Annotated in this window: 19 protein-coding genes; 11 read left to right on the forward strand and 8 right to left on the reverse strand. The window is 41.7% G+C overall.

The genetic code is table 11. The features are described from left to right. Positions 1-5 precede the first annotated feature (5 nt). The 7 genes from lon to CPZ25_RS06055 all read right to left on the reverse strand — a co-directional run bounded on the left by lon (position 6) and on the right by CPZ25_RS06055 (position 6,774). Complete coding sequence (gene lon, locus CPZ25_RS06025) at positions 6-2,393, reverse strand: endopeptidase La (protein WP_096920029.1); 2,388 nt, start codon at positions 2,391-2,393, stop codon at positions 6-8. 35 nt (positions 2,394-2,428) lie between these two features. Next, complete coding sequence (locus CPZ25_RS06030) at positions 2,429-2,848, reverse strand: MarR family winged helix-turn-helix transcriptional regulator (protein ID WP_058694064.1); 420 nt, start codon at positions 2,846-2,848, stop codon at positions 2,429-2,431. A 119-nt stretch (positions 2,849-2,967) separates the two neighbouring features. Further along, positions 2,968-3,624: an HAD family hydrolase gene (locus CPZ25_RS06035; RefSeq protein WP_058694063.1), complete on the reverse strand. Its 657-nt coding sequence runs from the start codon at positions 3,622-3,624 to the stop codon at positions 2,968-2,970. An 89-nt stretch (positions 3,625-3,713) separates the two neighbouring features. After that, a complete protein-coding gene (locus CPZ25_RS06040; protein ID WP_058694062.1) occupies positions 3,714-4,370 on the reverse strand; it encodes a TetR/AcrR family transcriptional regulator in 657 nt (218 codons plus the stop codon). Positions 4,371-5,085: 715 nt separating this feature from the next. Beyond that, positions 5,086-5,700 carry an L-2-amino-thiazoline-4-carboxylic acid hydrolase gene (locus tag CPZ25_RS06045; protein ID WP_096920028.1) on the reverse strand — a complete coding sequence of 205 codons (615 nt, stop codon included), beginning with the start codon at positions 5,698-5,700 and terminating at the stop codon, positions 5,086-5,088. A 57-nt stretch (positions 5,701-5,757) separates the two neighbouring features. Continuing rightward, positions 5,758-6,186: a flavodoxin gene (locus CPZ25_RS06050; protein WP_013381054.1), complete on the reverse strand. Its 429-nt coding sequence runs from the start codon at positions 6,184-6,186 to the stop codon at positions 5,758-5,760. Positions 6,187-6,210: 24 nt separating this feature from the next. After that, on the reverse strand, positions 6,211-6,774 hold the full coding sequence (locus CPZ25_RS06055) for a DUF3793 family protein (protein WP_013381055.1): 564 nt from the start codon (positions 6,772-6,774) through the stop codon (positions 6,211-6,213). Between the two features lie 299 nt (positions 6,775-7,073). On the opposite strand from CPZ25_RS06055, the gene CPZ25_RS06060 reads away from it, so the two are divergent. From CPZ25_RS06060 to CPZ25_RS06110, 11 genes are all read left to right on the forward strand, one after another. Then, a complete protein-coding gene (locus tag CPZ25_RS06060) occupies positions 7,074-7,289 on the forward strand; it encodes a FeoA family protein (RefSeq protein WP_038351731.1) in 216 nt (71 codons plus the stop codon). Between the two features lie 12 nt (positions 7,290-7,301). Beyond that, positions 7,302-7,523, forward strand: coding sequence for a FeoA family protein (locus CPZ25_RS06065; protein ID WP_013381057.1), 222 nt, complete (start codon positions 7,302-7,304; stop codon positions 7,521-7,523). 89 nt (positions 7,524-7,612) lie between these two features. After that, a complete protein-coding gene (locus CPZ25_RS06070; protein ID WP_013381058.1) occupies positions 7,613-7,855 on the forward strand; it encodes a DUF6110 family protein in 243 nt (80 codons plus the stop codon). A gap of 14 nt (positions 7,856-7,869) precedes the next feature. Next, positions 7,870-9,960: a heavy metal translocating P-type ATPase gene (locus CPZ25_RS06075; RefSeq protein ID WP_096920027.1), complete on the forward strand. Its 2,091-nt coding sequence runs from the start codon at positions 7,870-7,872 to the stop codon at positions 9,958-9,960. A gap of 22 nt (positions 9,961-9,982) precedes the next feature. Then, positions 9,983-10,357, forward strand: coding sequence for a YbaN family protein (locus tag CPZ25_RS06080; protein ID WP_013381060.1), 375 nt, complete (start codon positions 9,983-9,985; stop codon positions 10,355-10,357). Then, positions 10,350-12,134: an ABC transporter ATP-binding protein/permease gene (locus tag CPZ25_RS06085; protein ID WP_096920026.1), complete on the forward strand. Its 1,785-nt coding sequence runs from the start codon at positions 10,350-10,352 to the stop codon at positions 12,132-12,134. Before CPZ25_RS06080 ends, CPZ25_RS06085 begins: the two co-directional genes overlap by 8 nt. Beyond that, positions 12,085-13,737 carry an amino acid ABC transporter ATP-binding/permease protein gene (locus CPZ25_RS06090; RefSeq protein ID WP_096920025.1) on the forward strand — a complete coding sequence of 551 codons (1,653 nt, stop codon included), beginning with the start codon at positions 12,085-12,087 and terminating at the stop codon, positions 13,735-13,737. Before CPZ25_RS06085 ends, CPZ25_RS06090 begins: the two co-directional genes overlap by 50 nt. Continuing rightward, positions 13,737-14,036 (forward strand): nitrous oxide-stimulated promoter family protein, encoded by a 300-nt coding sequence (locus CPZ25_RS06095; protein WP_013381063.1) that lies wholly within the window; start codon positions 13,737-13,739, stop codon positions 14,034-14,036. Before CPZ25_RS06090 ends, CPZ25_RS06095 begins: the two co-directional genes overlap by 1 nt. A gap of 47 nt (positions 14,037-14,083) precedes the next feature. After that, complete coding sequence (locus CPZ25_RS06100; RefSeq protein WP_096920024.1) at positions 14,084-14,617, forward strand: hypothetical protein; 534 nt, start codon at positions 14,084-14,086, stop codon at positions 14,615-14,617. Further along, the gene (locus CPZ25_RS06105) at positions 14,589-15,602 is read left to right on the forward strand and encodes a spore photoproduct lyase family protein (protein WP_096920023.1); all 1,014 of its coding nucleotides are present in this window, start codon (positions 14,589-14,591) and stop codon (positions 15,600-15,602) included. Before CPZ25_RS06100 ends, CPZ25_RS06105 begins: the two co-directional genes overlap by 29 nt. Before the next feature lie 62 nt (positions 15,603-15,664). Beyond that, a complete protein-coding gene (locus tag CPZ25_RS06110) occupies positions 15,665-16,426 on the forward strand; it encodes a peptidylprolyl isomerase (protein WP_038351261.1) in 762 nt (253 codons plus the stop codon). A gap of 47 nt (positions 16,427-16,473) precedes the next feature. Here CPZ25_RS06110 and CPZ25_RS06115 read toward each other — a convergent pair whose 3' ends face one another. After that, positions 16,474-17,796, reverse strand: coding sequence for an MATE family efflux transporter (locus CPZ25_RS06115; RefSeq protein WP_096920022.1), 1,323 nt, complete (start codon positions 17,794-17,796; stop codon positions 16,474-16,476). Positions 17,797-17,979: the final 183 nt, after the last annotated feature.

Consider the following 17,979-nt stretch of genomic DNA (forward strand, 5'->3'; position numbering starts at 1 on the left):
AATCTTTATAAAATCATTGAAGGGGTATGATCCTTATCTTCCGGTTTATTTAATAAAACATCAAATTTCAGATCACATTCTGGTAAATCAACACCAAGCGCTTCTTTCAGCACATCTTCAATGGTGTCGACAAAAACAAAGGTTAATTCGTTGCGCACTTCTTCTGGAATATCTTCAATGTCTTTTTGATTTTCTTTTGGCAGCAGTACCTTTTCAATACCACTGCGATGAGCCGCAATAACCTTCTCCTTGATTCCACCAACCGGCAGCACCTGACCACTCAGGGTAATCTCACCAGTCATAGACAGCTTGCTATCTACCGGTTTACCGAGAACTAAGGAGGCCAGAGCAGTCGTTAGCGTTACACCTGCACTTGGACCATCCTTTGGTGTTGCTCCGGAAGGTACATGGATATGCGTATCGTAGGAGAAATAGTTAAACCCATTGCTTTCACCACCGAGGCGGGAACGAATCAAGCTCATGGCAATGGTTGCGCTTTCCTTCATAACATCGCCCAACTGGCCGGTTAAGGTCAGCTTTCCGTTTCCCGGCATAATAGTGGCCTCTGTAAAAAGGATTTCCCCTCCGACAGCGGTCCACGCCATACCGGTTACAACGCCGGGTTTATTATTTTCGCCCGCTTTTTCATGGCGTCGGGTCTTGTTGCCAAGAATTTCTCTTAGATTGTCTTTTGTAACTGCCAGCTCTTCGCACTTTCCGGAAACAATGCGTTCCGTTGCCACACGGGCAATCTTCGCCAATTGCTTGGTCAGTCCTCGAACACCCGCTTCTGCGGTATAGTCTTCAATGATCTGAAGCAGCGCTTCGTCGCTGATGGTCAGCTGACTTGCACTAAGACCATGGTCGTCTAATACCTTCGGAATCAGATGATCCTTGGCAATATGCAGTTTTTCACGGTTTGTATAGCTGGAAAGCTCAATGATTTCCGCCCTGTCTAAAAGCGGTGCTGGAATGGTGCTTAAATCATTGGCAGTCGCGATAAAGAAAACGTCGGATAAATCATACGGTACTTCCAGATAATGATCTGCAAACGTGTTGTTCTGTTCAGGGTCTAAAACTTCCAAAAGTGCCGCCGATGGGTCACCTTGATTTGAAATACCCAGCTTGTCAATTTCATCCAGAATGAAAACTGGGTTCATGGTTCCAGCATCATTGATTCCCTTGATAATACGGCCTGGCAAAGCGCCAACATAAGTCCGGCGATGCCCGCGGATTTCAGATTCATCCCGGACGCCGCCAAGACTGACACGCACGTATTCACGATCCAGCGCTTCGGCAATACTCTTTCCAAGACTTGTTTTACCAGTTCCCGGAGGTCCGGCAAGCAGCAGAATGGAGCCCTGTTTATCTTCCTTCAGCTTCATAACAGCTAAATGCTCAATGATACGTTTTTTTACATCATCAATACCATAATGGTGCGAATCAAGGACGTTTCTGGCCTTATCGATATCAATTTCCTTAATTTCACTGTGCCACGGCAGTTCTAGCAACAAATCGAGGTAATTCTGAATTACGTTAACTTCAGCGCTTCCCTGAGCCGCAGCCTCTAGCTTTTTAAGCTCTTTCATTGCTACCTTTCGGACTTTTTCAGGCATATCGGATTCTTCGATACGTTTTCTGTAATCTGCTTCTTCCTCCTCTTCAGAGTCCATTTCACCTAACTCTGCACGAATATTTTTCAATTGCTCTCTGAGCATGGCTTCACGGTAAGCTTTATCCTTTTGCTTGGAATATTTCTTGCTAATCTCCAACTGCAAATGTACCGAGTCTTTTTCGCGGATCACATAGTCGATAAATTTAAGTGCCCGTTCTTTTTCTGAGTCGATTTCCAAAAGTTCCTGCTTGCTGGAAATCGGAATGCCCATCATGGGGACGGTATAGCCGATCACTTCTTCAATCGAATGGAACCCTTCGAGAAGCTTGACAAAATAATCCGCTCCTTTGAAGTTACGTCCAATATCTCCCATGATACCCTTGATATAGTCAATCATTTCTGCCTGCTCGGTTTCATCCAAATCATGAATATCCTCGAGTTCATAATAATCGCCCACAAGTCCTTCACCATCATTGACAATATTGCTGACGCGCACTCTTCCTAATGTATTAATATCAATAATATAACCATTGTCTGCCCGCTGAATATTATCAAAATTCAGCAGTACTCCAACAGAGTAAAAAGAATCTCCCGTCAGGAGGTCGTACGCATGATAATCTTTTGTCGTAACACCAACAGCCAGGGTGTCATTGCGAACGATCAGTTTTTTTATATTTTGGCCAATCACTTCATTTACAAAAATACGGCTTGCTACACCAGGATAGATAACCGTTTCGGTAATTGGAATGATTGCTGTATGCTTCATTTCTAAATTCATAAATGTCCTCCTCAATTTTATTTAAATCCATAACGTTAATTTAGTTTATTTAACAGGGTAATAAGTGTATTAATTTCCGACTCATCCAGACAGGCTTCAATGCGTTCGATCAGTCGAAGCTGTGTCAATTCCTCTGCCCGAGCAATGCGTTTCCCTTTGGGTGTCAGGTGGATATAGCACACCCTCTTATCTTTATCCGATTTTTCTTTGTAAACACAATCCCAGGAAATAAACTTATTGATCACTTCCGTTATGGTTGGCTTAGAATTTGATGTAAAATCAGCCAGCTTGCTAAAGGTCATATCATTATTTTCATCAATGATCCGTAAATAATAAACCTGCTTACGAGTCAATGCTTTGGCTTGGCATTCGTGGCTGATGGTCTCGCTACACTGGCTTCCTAGTTCTAAAAGCTTCATGTAAGCCTGATAGAGCTCATGTCTTTTACATGTCATTTTGTCCACCTTTTACCATAATTAATTAGTTAGCATTAACCTAACTTTACAAACATAATTATAGCCCCATCCCGACCTAGTGTCAAGACAGGGCTTCTTTACCTAAAGTTTTAATTAAGTTAATTCATAACCGTTACGGTTTCAAAGAAACGGCCAAAATCTGAGATTTGATAGTCTGCAAGGCGATAATCAATCTGACCTTCCGGCCCGCTAAGATACGCCGTGCACTGCATTCCAGCACGCTTAGCGGCCAGAATTCCGCTTCCAGAATCCTCAATGACCATGCATTTTTCAGGATCTACATTCAATAACTCTGCAGCTCTCAAAAAAATATCTGGGGCTGGTTTCCCTACAGCGACATGATCACCTGAAACTCTTACATCGAACGCTTCCTCTAAATTAAATAATTCCAGCACACGATTAATCGCAGGAACAGTTGAGGAAGAGGCAATTGCGATGCGGTAGCCTTTGTCCTTTAAGGTTTTCAGGAAAGTATCCACACCTTCCATCATAGTTTTCTGCTTTTCATCACTGAATAAAAAGTCGAGATACAGCTTGTTTTCATATTCTGCAAGCTCTTCAGCACTCTCTTCAAAACCAAATCGTTCTTTCAGCTCTCGCCACCAGTCAACTGTCACTCTGCCCATACTTTTCACTGCGTCCTCTTCAGACATCGCCAGGCCCATTTCATCATACATATCCATCTCAATTTGTTTATAGTCTGGTTCAGAATCAATAATGACTCCGTCCATATCAAAAATGACTGCCTCGATCATTTCATCTCCTTAAAAAACATTTTTCTATATAAATATCATAAAATTGTTTCTACAAACGCTTTTTTAAACCAAAACGCCCAATCTCCAGATTAAATCAGAAATCGAATTTCTGACAGCTGTCCGCTTTCAGAAAAATCAAAAGCCTGCTCAATAGTATTATCGAGCGTTTCTTTGTCGATGGCCAAAATCCGGAATGTATTGCGTACCAGATACTCCACAACTTTGTGTGCATCAAAGGGCAGCTCTCTATCGTAATAATCCATATATATTTCCTTTTGCGCGCCATAATTCGTAATGGCATATGCATCCAGATCATCTTTCTCATATGATTTATTGAAAAAATCAAGACATGAGCGATTGAATGTTTTAATTAAGTATAGACGCTCTTTACGGCTGGCATCTTTTTCCAATATTTCATAATAAAACCGAGCATTTTTTGAATCTTTAAGAATATCATCGAAAAAACAAATCAGCGTAAAACAGTATTTTGTAAACAGCGTTGCCTCCTGTCCCAATGTCTCGCTGATAGAATTGTAAAGCCCCATGAAATATGTATTGTAAATCTCACCCACTAAATCCGTCTTTTTTTTGAAATAGTAGGTCATCGTACCAAGCTTCACGCCTGCCTCTTCTGCAATATCCTGGATTCCTGTATTGGTATAACCGCGTTCATAAAACAGCTTTTTTGCAGTATTCATTATATTTTCTCGGGTCTTTTTCCCTTTAGTTGTTAATTTTTCGGCCATACTTCACCCTGCTTTCTTTAATTACTAATGGAGAATTTTATTTTCCAATACAGTAATTGTACCATTTGATTCTCATGATAACAACCAATATTCTCAGTAAAAATATCGTCTTTTTCGCTGTTTTTTATATTTTCTTTTTCAATAATCGTTTTATTTATATCTTGATATATAATTCAATCACTACCATCTAAACCTTGGTATTGCAAAAGAAAATTGCATAAACAAAGTTACATCAATAACGAAAAAGTTTCATTTTGTAATAAAATAAAGATAGTTTTTTATATTTTATACTTGACAGTTATTTTTCTTTGTTGTATACTTATGTCATAAGTTAGTTATACTTAACTTAAGCGGCTAAACTGAACAACAACACACTCTCTCTGATTAATGCAGCCAATCAGATGAAGATTATCGAAGCACAGCGATAATCACTCACCGTAACATGTGAGAAGTATTCCTATTAAGACAAATCCTTTTAACAATCAACTTCGTTCAAATACCAATGAATTGTTTAATCCACTTTCAAAAGCTGCTGAAACTAACTTATTAATTTCTTCAAAAGTGTTTCGGGAAATGATACTCCTTCTTTTGGAGCCTGCCAAGGGCAGGCAGGCTCCTTTCCCAACACATCCAATTAACCTCTCTTGAATTGATGAATGCTATCATTCATTGTTCATTAAACAGCCTGCAGGCTTTACTGGCAGGCTTTTTTTATTTAGACTTTATAAAAGCTTAGCTCACAATAATCATCTCCCTTCCCTTTATAATAAGGACGACTAAATCCAACTTTATCTTCCATACCTTCAAAAACAGTTTTTTCAAATTCACAAAATAAAGGAGCTAAAATGACGCAATCATTTGCTTTTAAAACATCAAAAAATAGACAGGCTTTAATATCAAAGCACAACTTGCTGCGTGTATTTTCAATCAATTCAATATCCCATTCTTTTTCAGAAAAATAATCGCTATAACCTTCCGCTACCTTTTTTCGATAGTTCGCAAAAAAGAACGGCGTTGACGACAGCCTCTCCAGCTCTCTAGACATTAAAACAGCATACCCTTTCATAAGCGCTTTTAATATTTCCTCGGTTTGCTGCCATGAAATTTTTATCTTAAGCAATGCCTGATATAACGCTATTGTGCGCAGCACAATCTCCCGCATCTGCGGCAGCTCGCCCTTTGTCTCTTCAGACGATTCTTTTGTCAGCAAAGCATCGTAGCTAAGCTCAAAAGACCTGTAGGCTTTACCTCCTCTTTCAGTTCCGAGCATTTCCAAAAGCAATAATCTGCATTTTTCAAGTAATTCCTGTTTATTGATTGCCGCTCTCATATTTTGTCCTTTCTAAGATGAATAACAAAAAGGCCGGATCTCTGCCGGCCTGTAAAACTAAAACTGCGCAAATCCTTTTCCAAAGTCAACGCACTCTTCCTCACCATCACTATCTGGTGTTTCCTGAATAATCAGCCCTTCGTCATAAAGCACTGCCCCAGCTTCACGAACACGATCCTCCCAGTCTCTCATCCATTCACCGTCGCCCCAGCCGTAAGAGCCAAACAAAGCCACTTTTTTATCTTTTAAGTTGGCTTCAATATCCGTAAAGAACGGATCAAAATCGCCTTCTTCAAGCACTTCTGCCCCCATCGACGGACATCCGAAAACAATATGATCATAATCCGCGATTTTGTCTTTGCTAAAATCCGTTACAAAAAAAGTCTCTGAACTTTTCCCACCTTTTTCAATACCGTCCGCAATACGATTGGCCATTAATTCTGTATTTCCTGTGCCGCTCCAATAAATAACTGCAATTTTATCCATTTTTATTCTCCTTTAATGATTTTATCAACCAGCTTGCATTAATTGTCTGATTGAGGCTCCCCGATTAATATAGCTGCAAACTACATCTCGGCATTTTGTATATTTTTCAAATAATTTCAATTTATTTTCAACGTCCGAATATACCTTCCAACAACCACACACCTGGCAGTTTTTTCCCTTATTGAGGATAAACCCTTCAACATCTTCTATGGGATATCCCAGAAAAACACCAATTTCGTGTGGAAAATCTCCTGTTGCACTTACATTTTTTTTAAGGTTATCCAGCAGTTCATTAAAAGTCATATTTTCTTGATAACCATATTTTTCTAAAAAGTTTATTACTTTTGGTTCTTTAAGACTCTCTGTAAGCTTCTTTTTTTGATAAACCAGAACCAATACGCGACGTTCTGTTTCCCATAACGGTTCAAGGTATAAACCTTTATGATTCAAAAAGGCATTATACTCAGATAACAAATCTGAAATATCTGCAAACTGCTTCTTTGCGCAGCAGATGAGATTCGCTTCTTTTATTCCCATCAGGGTTGGGGCACAATGAAAACCCAGTAATTTATCAAAATCATTCAGCATCTGTCTTATTTCCCCTTTTATATGTTCAATGATTCCAGCGTTAACTTTGGAATTATTGTTAGTGCTAGCTAACTAACTAACTAAAAACATCTTAGCACGCGTTTTTTATTCTGTCAATACCTTTTCATTAAATAGGAATGATTATAAATCAGTTAATATTACGCTATTTTTTCTCCCGAAATTGAATCAATCGCTAAATTCTTCTTGACAATATTATCACAAAAGGTTAAACTTTAAACAAGATATCAGATGCGGCTAACATTTTTATGAGCATCTAACTGAATTAGGAGGTATGAATGATGCCGTTAAGTATGGCCCGTATGGGAGAACCAGTAAGAATAATGAAAATTAATGGTAAAGATGAAACAAAACGTTTTTTAAATAGTTTGGGATTTGTTATTGGTGATAATGTCACTGTCGTTTCTCAACTAGGCGGCAACATGATCATCAATGTTAAAGATACACGAGTTGCAATTGATAAATCAATGGCAAATCGAATAATGATCAACGAATAAGGAGATATGAATATGAAAACTTTAAAAGCCACTCCATGTGGTCAAACAGTAAAAGTTGTAAAAATTGAAAACAAAGGGCCAATCAAACGTCGTATTATGGATATGGGAATTACCAAAGGTGTCGATATATTTGTCCGAAAGGTTGCTCCTTTAGGCGACCCGATAGAAGTAACAGTACGAGGTTATGAGCTATCACTTAGAAAAGCTGACGCCGAAAGTATTATTGTAGAGTAATTTTATTTTTATGTTTTTGTTAGTTTTTTCTAATCATGTATAGATAGTAAAACAAATATCGAGTGGACTAATTTATAAGGAGTATAATTATGAAGAATGTTTTAGAAAATGATAAGTTGACTTTTTTTATTGGCGGTATTGCGGCGGCCACTCTTGGTGTAAAAGCTTTAAAGAGTAAATGCGCCCATAAATTCTTTGTAAGTGCTTTAGCCTCTGGTATGAAATTGCAGGATGATGCTAAAGTAATGTATGAAAATATCAAGGAAGATGCTGTTGATCTCTGTTATGAAGCAAAACTCGAGTCAAAAAAAGCTGAATCTGCTGGAGAATAAGGAGTAGTCAGACTATGAAATACACCATCGTTCACGATATGCCTGGACGCATTCGTCTGCGTTGCGGGCGTAATGCTTTTTCTCTTGATGAAGGCTACAGTATAACTTCTGTTTTGATGGCACAAACCATAGTTACCGACGCAAAGGCTTCCAGTATCAACGGAAGCCTTTTAATTTTTTATGTCGATGACTCCCGTTCTTTACTTTTAGACTTCATTGATACTTTAGTGCCTGCAGAACTTCCCGTCATACCGCCAGCCGAGAGAGACACCACTTCTGAAGTTGACGCAGACTTTCAATATGCGCTTGCGTTTAGAATTGTCCGCCGATTACTTTTCCGGGGGCTTCTTCCCTCTCCTGTCCGTCATGTAATCACTTTATTCCGCGCTGTCCCCTATGTTGTGCGCGGAATAAAGAGCTTGCTTAATTTCCGTATTAATGTCGATGTTTTAGATGCATCCTCCATTGGCGTTTCTTTAGCACAGGGAGATTATAGAACCGCAAGCTCCATTATGTTTCTCCTGTCGCTTTCAGATTTACTGGAAGACTACACAAGGAAAAAAACAAAGCTTGCCCTGGCAGGAAGCTTGTCTGTCAATGTTGACACCGTATGGAAACAGGATAGTTATGGCAACTTTATAAGCACACCCATCAGCCAGCTTGAAGAGGATGATACTATTATTGTCCGTACCAGCGGCACAATCCCAGTAGATGGTACTATCTGTGAGGGTGAAGCCTACATTAACGAAGCCTGTATGACGGGCGAATCTCAGTCCGTTTTAAAAAAAGCGGAGGATTCAGTCTATGCAGGAACCGTCGTTGAAGACGGCAGCATTGTTATAAAGGTACGTGCTATTGGAAACGGGACTCGTATGAACAAAATCATCGAGCTTATTGACCAATCTGAAAACCTGAAAGCGGATGTACAGAGCCATGCCGAAAATTTAGCGGACTCCATTGTTCCCTTCAGCTTTCTGGCATCTGGTCTGGCGTTTTTACTCACCAGAAACGCGACAAAAGCGGCCTCTGTCCTGCTGGTTGACTACTCCTGCGCCATCAAACTTGCAACACCGATCTCCGTCATCTCAGCTATGCGTGAAGCCGCAAACCATAAAATCGTGGTAAAGGGTGGGAAATTTCTCGAATCTTATGCTCTGGCAGATACCATTGTTTTTGATAAAACCGGAACGCTCACCGTTGCCTCTCCAAGTGTCAGTGAGGTTATTCCGTTTCCACCGTATAATAGGACAGAGGTTCTGAAAACCTCGGCCTGTCTTGAAGAGCATTTCCCTCACAGTGTTGCTCACGCCATTGTTCACAAAGCAGAACAGGAAAATCTAAAGCACCGTGAAGAGCATGCCGAAGTAGAATATGTCGTTGCACATGGGATTCGTTCAAAGCTTCACGGCAAAAAGGCGCTTATTGGCAGCTACCATTTCATTGTAGAGGATGAATGGATTCCCGTAACGCCAGAACAAAAATCCATCATCGAAGAAAAAGGTCATGGCAAATCGGCGATTTTCTTAGCTTTGGGTGACACATTGGCCGGAATGATCTGTATTGATGACCCTCTCCGTCCAGAAGCTGCTGAAACCATACAGGCACTCCGCGAATCTGGCATAAAGAAAATTATCATGCTTACTGGCGATAGTGATGAAGCCGCGAGAGACGTCTCAGCCCAGCTTGGCATTACGGAATACCAGGCGCAAATTTTACCAGAAGACAAGGCATCAGTCATCGAGCGTCTGAAGGAAGAGAGCCACCAGGTTATCATGGTGGGTGACGGCATTAATGATTCACCGGCTTTAGCCGCTGCAAATGTCTCTGTTTCCATGAAAGATTCCTCTGATATTGCCCGTGAGGTTGCTGATATTACGCTACTCAGCACAGACCTCAGAGCACTTGTTACTTTGCGGCACCTCAGCCTGTCTTTAATGGAACGCATCCAAAAAAATTTCCATGTCATCATTGGATTTAACAGCCTGCTGCTGGCAGGCGGGCTCATTGGGTTTATTCCTCCTGCTGCCTCTGCCTTTTTACACAATTTTTCTACAATGTTTATCAGCGCGGCCAGTATGCGGCCCTGCTTAAAGCCACCTGTATGATCGATTATCTGAAAGGAGTTTTATGAAAACACTTTATCTTATTATTGGTTTTTTATTCTTCGGGCTTGGAGCCATCGGTGTTATCTTGCCGGTGCTCCCAACCACCCCTTTCCTTCTTGTCGCAAGCTATTGCTTCGCGCGGGGCAGCAAGCGGTTTAATGACTGGTTTTTGAGTACCAAAATTTATCAAAAACATCTGGACAGCTTCGTTAAGGAACGAGCCATGACACTGAAAACTAAGATTTCTCTTCTGTCCTTTGCCTCAGCTATGCTGATCCTGGCGTTCTGTCTGGTCGATGTCATTTATGCGCGTATCCTCATCATTGCGGTAATGATTTTTAAATACTACTACTTCATCTGTAGGATTAAAACCATTCAGGAGGTACAGAATGATTGACAAACGCCTGACACATATGATGGGTAAGGCTAACCACTATATTTTTTTAAATGTGTTCTTTAACTGGATCTGTCTTTTAGCAAACATGGCGATTGTTTTCACCATCGCCTGGCTTTTGCAGAATATTTTAACAGACGGTATTGAAAGCATTAAAATATCCGGCTATCTGGTAATCATTTGTGTGTCTTTGATTGTACGGTTTGCCGCTACTCTTATGGCTTCAAAAATGTCTTACGCAGCTTCCTCCGGTGTAAAAAAAACATTGCGTGAAAAAATATATGAAAAACTTCTTCGCCTGGGCATAAGCTACAATGAAAAAATTTCTACAGCCGAAGTAGTTCAGGTTTCTGTGGAGGGTGTTGAACAACTGGATATTTATTTTGGCAAATATCTTCCGCAGCTTTTTTATAGTCTTCTCGCACCGTTAACCCTGTTTGCAGTTCTCTCGTTTGTTAATTTGAAAACCGCACTGATCCTTTTGATCTGTGTGCCGCTTATCCCTGTTTCAATTGTAGCTGTACAAAAAATCGCCAAGAGGCTTCTATCAAAATATTGGAGTACCTATACAGAACTAGGAGACAGCTTCCTTGAAAATCTTCAGGGGTTGACGACCCTTAAAATTTATGAGGCGGATCATTATAAAAATGAAGAAATGAATGCTCAGTCCGAAAAATTCCGAAAAATAACCATGAAGGTCCTCACCATGCAATTAAACTCTGTAACTGTAATGGATATTATCGCCTACGGGGGCGCTGCCGTCGGGATTATTCTGGCGGTCACAGAATTTATGAAAGGAAATATTTCCTTTGGCGGTACCTTTGCACTGATTATGCTTTCAGCGGAATTCTTTATCCCATTGCGTCTGCTGGGCTCTTTTTTTCACATCGCAATGAATGGAATGGCCGCATCGGATAAAATTTTTCGTCTGCTTGACTTTGATGAGCCTGTCCACGCCGCGGGTAATATTGATCCAGAGGACGCGGATATTCGTTTAAATCACATTGAGTTTTCTTATGATGTCGGGCGCCCTGTTCTGGAAGACGTCTCCCTAAGTATTCCAAAGGGAAAATTTGTATCCATCGCCGGAGAATCTGGCAGTGGAAAAAGTACCATCGCTTCACTTATTATGGGTGCTCATCGCAGTTACCGCGGCGATATCAGTATTGGAAAGCAAAATTTAAAATCCCTGTCTGAAGCCAGCATTATGGAAAATATCACCCTCGTAAGTCACAACAGTATAATTTTCAAGGGAACTGTTCGCGACAATCTTTTAATGGCCCAGCCAAATGCCAGTGACGAAGCACTGTACGCTGCACTCAAACGGGTTTGTCTCTATGATTTTCTTATAGAACAGCAAGGGCTTGATACTCAGATATTGGAGAATGGTTCAAACCTTTCCGGAGGCCAGTGTCAGCGTCTGTCCCTCGCGCGGGCGCTTCTTCACGACTCGGAAATCTATATTTTCGATGAAGCAACTTCTAACATAGATGTGGAGAGCGAAGAACAGATCATGGACGTCATCGAGGATCTGGCACATACCAAAACGGTTGTGCTGATCTCCCATCGACTGGCCAATGTGCGTTCCGCCGATCAAATTTATGTTTTGTATAAAGGGCGTATCATCGAATCCGGAACGCATACAGAGCTTTTGGAAAACAGCAGCTACTATGCAGATCTGTATTTTACCCAGACATCTCTTGAAAATTATGGAAAGGAGACTCCTGTCTATGCGCAGAAATCCCATCTCAATCATGATGAGGCTTATCGGGCTGGTTAAGCCGCTGATCCACATCATGCTGCTCACGATCCTTATGGGTGTTGCGGGCTATCTATGTGCAATTTTTATTACCATCCTGGGCAGCTATGGTATTCTTTCCATTCTGGATATCCAGAAAATAGATTTAAAGCTGCTTTTTATGGTCATCCTTATCCTGGGGCTTTTGCGCGGCGTGCTTCATTATATTGAACAGGCCAGCGGCCACTATATCGCGTTTAAGCTTCTTGCTATTATCCGTGACAAGATTTTTAAAGCCCTTCGCAAGCTTGCTCCTGCAAAACTGGAAGGCAGGGATAAAGGCAATCTGATTGCTGTCATTACTGGCGATATCGAGCTTCTGGAAGTATTTTATGCGCACACCATCGCCCCCATTGCCATCGCTATTATCACCTCTTTAATCATGGTAATCTTCATTGGGCAGTTTCATCTGCTGTTCGGTCTTATTGCCGTCGTCGCCTATCTTTGTGTAGGGCTTCTCATTCCTGTAGCCGCCTCACGGCTGGGGGCAGATAAAGGAAGAAGCTATCGGAGACTTTTTGGCGAGCTCAACACCTATTTTCTGGACAGCCTGCGCGGTTTAAAGGAATATATCCAATACCATTGCGGCCCCTCAAGGCTAAAAGAGATCACACGCCAGTCCGATGCTCTTGATATTCAGCAAAAAGCCTTGAAAAATCAGGAAGGTTTATCGGCTGCTGTTACAAATACAGTTATCCTGTTTTTTGATCTCGCGATGCTTTTTTCCTCTATTATACTAATGCGTCAGGGAATTGTCGGCTTTGAGGGTATTTTAATTCCAACCGTTGCCTTATTCAGCTCCTTTGGTCCAACCGCAGCGCTCAGCAGCCTTTCAAACAATTTGCTTCAAACCTTTGCCGCTGGAGAGCGTGTGCTGGATATTCTGGACGAAAGTCCAGTTGTTAGTGAAGTTGAGAAGGGTGTGGACATTACCTTTGACGGAGCCTCATGTAAAAACCTCTCTTTCGCCTATGACAACGAAATAATCCTCGACAATATTACCATGGAACTCCCCACCTCAAAGGTTATTGGTATTCATGGAAAAAGCGGCTCTGGAAAGTCTACCTTTCTTAAACTGCTCATGCGCTTTTGGGACCGCCAGTCCGGCTGTCTTGAGCTTTCCAGCCATGATATCCGAGCTGTCAACACCCATAGTCTCCGTAAAAATGAAAGCTATGTCACTCAAAGCACCTACCTTTTTAATGATACTATCGGGGCAAATATTCGTATCGCTCGTTTGAACGCCAGTGATGAGGAAGTGGCTGAAGCCGCTAAAAAAGCCGCTATCCATGATTTTATCACTCAGCTTCCTAAAGGGTATGATACTCCCGTAGGCGAGCTTGGAGAGTCTTTGTCGGGTGGTGAACGGCAGCGCATCGGGCTGGCCAGAGCCTTTTTACACCAGGCGCCCTTTATTCTTCTCGATGAGCCTACCAGTAATCTGGACAGCCTGAATGAAGGGATTATTTTGAAATCCATCCGGGAGCATGCCGCTAACCATACCGTTGTGTTGGTTTCTCACCAGCGTTCCACCATGGGTATCACCGACCTGGATTATTCCATAGAAAACGGGAGGCTCTCCTAATGGCATGTGTAAAATCTGAACAGCATATTATTGAAAAAATGATCCGCCTCTACTGCTTAAAAAAGCACCGCCAAAAAAACCTGTGTCCCGATTGCCAGGCACTTCTGGATTATGCTCTGGGCCGCCTGGAGCGATGTCCTTTTCAGGATTCAAAATCATTCTGCAGCCATTGTCCGGTCCACTGCTACAAACCGGAAATGCGAAAACGCGTGCAGGAGGTAATGCGTTTTTCAGGCCCCCGGATGCTTTTTCATCATCCTGTTTTGGTGGTTAAGCATATGATTGAAAGCAATCGCTGATGACAAACGGCCTTCTTTGAGGTAAAATAACCTCAAAGGAGGCCGACATGAAATATTTTTACTTGCTCGTTAATGATCAAAATATTAAAAACTGGACCCTCGTCAATCAAGTTTCGATAAGAAAAAATGGGAAAACACATTGCTATTTCCCGGATATTCTCTATCGTCATCCCTTTGACGAGGGATCTTTATATCTCTCTGTCGATGATGCTCTGAGCACTGATGTTACCGCTGCGCTGGAAACAGCTTTTAGAAAGCTTCCGCCCCATCGTATTGTTCTGCTGAGGATTAATGACAACCCTGAATGGCAAAAAACCTTTTCCCGCTGGAAGGCTATGCTTGAAAAAGATGAGGAGCCCTTTTTTACCCCAGAGGAATCTCTGCTGATGGAAAAAACAAAGTCCGCGCTTCGCCTGACTCAGACACAAAAAATCACTTTTACAAAAGCATGCGTTTCGAAAAAGCTCAGAGATTCAGCCTGCCTTTCTAATACTCTTCTCCCTTATACTGAGCTTAAAATTACCATCAAAAAAGAAAGGAGCTTCGCTTTTAATGCATTACTTAAAAACCTCTGGTGCTAAGCCCTTTTCACACATTTACATTGAGAAGGGGGCAGCCCATCATCCAAACACACAGGCTATTTTACAAAAAATCAATTACGACAGTCTTATTTATATTGATGACTACTCACAGATTTTCAACCGGCACCATCAGGATTTCATTGCACAGAAGCGTTCCCCAAATCTTATTTTAGCCCGAAAAAAACAGGATTTTTATTATGATGGTTCTCCCTACTGTGAAAACTTTGGACATGCACGCTTTTACTATACTGGTATTATCATGAACTGCCTTTATGATTGCAGCTATTGTTACTTAAAAAGTATCTACCCCTCCGGGCACATAGTTATTTTTGTCAATAATGAGGATTTCATCACCTCTGTAGAAGAGGATTTATTATCCAGCTGTGAGCCTCTTTATCTGGCCATTTCCTATGACAGTGATTTGATGGCGCTTGATCCGCTTACCCACTTTCTGGGTCCATGGCTCGCATTAGCTAAAAGACATGCTAACCTGACGATCGAGGTGAAAACAAAAGCCGGGCGTTTTCCCATCTCAGACCCGCCTCAAAATGTCATTTTTGCCTGGTCGCTGCTCCCCGATCCGGTAATCCATCTTTACGAACGTCATACCCCTTCCCTTGCAACGCGGATGGCGGCAGTATCTCAGGCGCTTAGAGCCCATGCGACAGTTCGATTCTCCATTGAGCCCGTAATGCCTATCAACAACAGTGCGAGGATATACCGCGACTTTATCGACAGCCTAGGAAAACAGTTTGATTTAAACCAGCTGCTGGATATTAACATCGGCGGTTTTCGAATCAGCGGTAAGCAGTTTAAGACCTTTTATAAAAAAGATCCGACCTGTCCGGTTTTTGCCTGGTCTTTAACCGAAAGCACCTGCGACGTCAGCTATGCAGATAGCGATGCTCTGATCAGGCAAATAGAGCGGGATTTGAAAAGCTTTGTAAAACCTGAAAAAATCATTGTATACCAAACCGCCCCTTGACAAAGAGAAATATAAACTATAATATTTAATTTAATGACTATTAATAGAAGGAGATTTTCTAAATGGAAAAACAAGTCGTAGCAGTGGTCGAAGGTAAAGAAATTTACAATACCGACCTGGAAGCTTTAATACAACAATTACCTCAGGAGCAGCAGGGCCAGTTCCGTACAAAGGAAGGGCGCAGAAAATTACTCGAGGAGCTTGTTGCTCAGGAACTTTTCTATCTGGAAGGGAAGAAAGATCACGAGGACGAATCTGAAGAGTATCTCGCTCTGGTTGAGGATGCAAAAGAAAAGCTGCTGAAATCGCATATGATTGCCAAATTCATGAAAAATGTAGAAGTCAGCGATGAAGAGGTTAAAAAGTTTTATGATGAAAACCCCAAACAGTTCATCGCACCGGACAGCATCCGCGCCAGCCATATTTTACTGCCATCTGAACAGCAGGCCATTGATATTATTAAGGAAATCAAGGATGGAGGCAAAACCTTTGAAGAAGCCGCAAAAGCTTACTCTGTCTGCCCGTCAAGAGAACAGGGCGGCGATTTGAGTTATTTCTCAAAAGGAAAGATGGTACCACAATTTGAAAATGCCGCCTTTGCTATGAAGGTTGGCGAAATGAGCGATGAACCTGTAAAAACAGACTTTGGCTGGCACATCATTAAGGTGACCGACAGCAAAACCTCTGAAACTATTCCTTACGATGTGGTAAAGGAGAGCGCCCGCCAGTATCTTCTTGGGCAAAAACAAAACCGCGCTTTCCTTGATCGTGTCGATGAACTAAAAAAAGAATATGATGTCGATGTAAAAATCGGCTTATTCTAATTTAAAGGCCTGGCTTTCTGCTCAGGCCTTTTCTTTTTCAATCTTTTTTACTGTTCAATGGAAATTCTTTTTATCAAGAGTACACCTATTCCAAGCGAGATAAACTCTGTTAAGGGTACTGCCATCCAGATGCCTGTCACACCCCATAAAAGCGGCAGCACAGTGACTAAAAACAAATTGAAAACACAGCCTCTAAACAGACACAGGCCTAAAGAAATCCTCGGCCGTACAACTGCCTGAAAATAATTGATAATGAACATGTTGGTTCCTGTAACAAAAAAACCAATAAAATAAATGCGTATGGCCGTTGCAGACAGCGCCAGTACTTCCGGTGAGGGGTTTAAAAAAATATAGGTAAACAGATCCGGCACCAAAAGCCCAAGAAGTGCCGGCAAAGCACAAACGGCTAGAGCTGTCCTCACCCCCAGAGCCCGCACTTCGTAGATACGATCAAACTTTCCAGCGCCATAATTGGTTGACAAAATTGGCTGAGCTGCCTGGCTGACACCATTACTTAAAGCGGTGACCACAAAGGCCGTATTTGTAATAACACCATAAGCACTGACACCAATCTCTCCCACATAGCGTAAAAGCTGATGGTTAAACGCGAAAATAACGATACCAGCTGAAATTTCAATCAGAAAGCTGGTAACGCCATTGGCAAAAACAGCTTTGAAAAAAGATAATCTCAGCCCCCCAAAACAAAACCGCAGCCCGTTTTGCCTGGAAAAGAAATGCGAAATCAGGATACAATCTGTTAATACAGATCCCATAACGCTGGCCAGTGCAGCGCCGGACATTCCCATCTGAAAGGGAAAAACCAGCAGTATATCAAAGATAATATTAAACACACCGCCCGCGATAACAGCCGCCATTGCACGCTTGGGCGCACCATCATTTCGGACAAAGGCCTGTAAAAATGATGAAAAGCTAAAGATCAGTGCACCACCTGCAATATAAGGGGCATATTCCATGATGTATGGCATGGTAACAGCGGTTCCACCTAAGAAAAGCATGATGTTTTCCCCAAAGGCAAAGAAAAGCGATATATAAACAATCCCTGCCAGCAGATTAAGGATAAAGGCAGTGGTAAAATACTGCTGTCCCTTTTTCTCTTCTCCCCGTCCCCAGCTGATCGACATCAGCACAGAGCCGCCCACACCAAACAACAGGCCGGTTCCAAAAACAAGGTTAAAGACAGGCAGAACAATGTTTAAGGCAGCCATTGCTTCTGTGCCGATACCTTTTCCTATAATAATTGTATCGGCTAAAATATAAATAGAGGTTACCATCGTCCCACTGACCGCCGGAAGCAGATAGTGAAAGAACAGCTTTGGAACAGGCTGTTTAACCAGTTGGTTTTTATCCATTTTATTCTCCCTTTAGGGCCATTTACCATTAATCAGCAGACCCGTTAGTTTTTGTTAATCTTTCAAAATTATAACATAAGCCTTTACGATACGGAAAATTTTTTTCTTTAACTACAAAAAGACCGCTGATGCGGAAAAGCAACAGCGGCCTTTTTGGTTGTCCGAGATTATCAAAGATAAGGG

The organism is Eubacterium maltosivorans (assembly GCF_002441855.2).
Taxonomy (GTDB): domain Bacteria; phylum Bacillota; class Clostridia; order Eubacteriales; family Eubacteriaceae; genus Eubacterium; species Eubacterium maltosivorans.

What these genes read in the sequence shown, in the direction of transcription:
- lon (WP_096920029.1), bottom strand. Translation starts at nt 2,393, where the DNA reads ATGAATTTAGAAATGAAGCATACAGCAATCATTCCAATTACCGAAACG.
- CPZ25_RS06030 (WP_058694064.1), bottom strand. Translation starts at nt 2,848, where the DNA reads ATGACATGTAAAAGACATGAGCTCTATCAGGCTTACATGAAGCTTTTA.
- CPZ25_RS06035 (WP_058694063.1), bottom strand. Translation starts at nt 3,624, where the DNA reads ATGATCGAGGCAGTCATTTTTGATATGGACGGAGTCATTATTGATTCT.
- CPZ25_RS06040 (WP_058694062.1), bottom strand. Translation starts at nt 4,370, where the DNA reads ATGGCCGAAAAATTAACAACTAAAGGGAAAAAGACCCGAGAAAATATA.
- CPZ25_RS06045 (WP_096920028.1), bottom strand. Translation starts at nt 5,700, where the DNA reads ATGAGAGCGGCAATCAATAAACAGGAATTACTTGAAAAATGCAGATTA.
- CPZ25_RS06050 (WP_013381054.1), bottom strand. Translation starts at nt 6,186, where the DNA reads ATGGATAAAATTGCAGTTATTTATTGGAGCGGCACAGGAAATACAGAA.
- CPZ25_RS06055 (WP_013381055.1), bottom strand. Translation starts at nt 6,774, where the DNA reads ATGCTGAATGATTTTGATAAATTACTGGGTTTTCATTGTGCCCCAACC.
- CPZ25_RS06060 (WP_038351731.1), top strand. Translation starts at nt 7,074, where the DNA reads ATGCCGTTAAGTATGGCCCGTATGGGAGAACCAGTAAGAATAATGAAA.
- CPZ25_RS06065 (WP_013381057.1), top strand. Translation starts at nt 7,302, where the DNA reads ATGAAAACTTTAAAAGCCACTCCATGTGGTCAAACAGTAAAAGTTGTA.
- CPZ25_RS06070 (WP_013381058.1), top strand. Translation starts at nt 7,613, where the DNA reads ATGAAGAATGTTTTAGAAAATGATAAGTTGACTTTTTTTATTGGCGGT.
- CPZ25_RS06075 (WP_096920027.1), top strand. Translation starts at nt 7,870, where the DNA reads ATGAAATACACCATCGTTCACGATATGCCTGGACGCATTCGTCTGCGT.
- CPZ25_RS06080 (WP_013381060.1), top strand. Translation starts at nt 9,983, where the DNA reads ATGAAAACACTTTATCTTATTATTGGTTTTTTATTCTTCGGGCTTGGA.
- CPZ25_RS06085 (WP_096920026.1), top strand. Translation starts at nt 10,350, where the DNA reads ATGATTGACAAACGCCTGACACATATGATGGGTAAGGCTAACCACTAT.
- CPZ25_RS06090 (WP_096920025.1), top strand. Translation starts at nt 12,085, where the DNA reads ATGCGCAGAAATCCCATCTCAATCATGATGAGGCTTATCGGGCTGGTT.
- CPZ25_RS06095 (WP_013381063.1), top strand. Translation starts at nt 13,737, where the DNA reads ATGGCATGTGTAAAATCTGAACAGCATATTATTGAAAAAATGATCCGC.
- CPZ25_RS06100 (WP_096920024.1), top strand. Translation starts at nt 14,084, where the DNA reads ATGAAATATTTTTACTTGCTCGTTAATGATCAAAATATTAAAAACTGG.
- CPZ25_RS06105 (WP_096920023.1), top strand. Translation starts at nt 14,589, where the DNA reads ATGCATTACTTAAAAACCTCTGGTGCTAAGCCCTTTTCACACATTTAC.
- CPZ25_RS06110 (WP_038351261.1), top strand. Translation starts at nt 15,665, where the DNA reads ATGGAAAAACAAGTCGTAGCAGTGGTCGAAGGTAAAGAAATTTACAAT.
- CPZ25_RS06115 (WP_096920022.1), bottom strand. Translation starts at nt 17,796, where the DNA reads ATGGATAAAAACCAACTGGTTAAACAGCCTGTTCCAAAGCTGTTCTTT.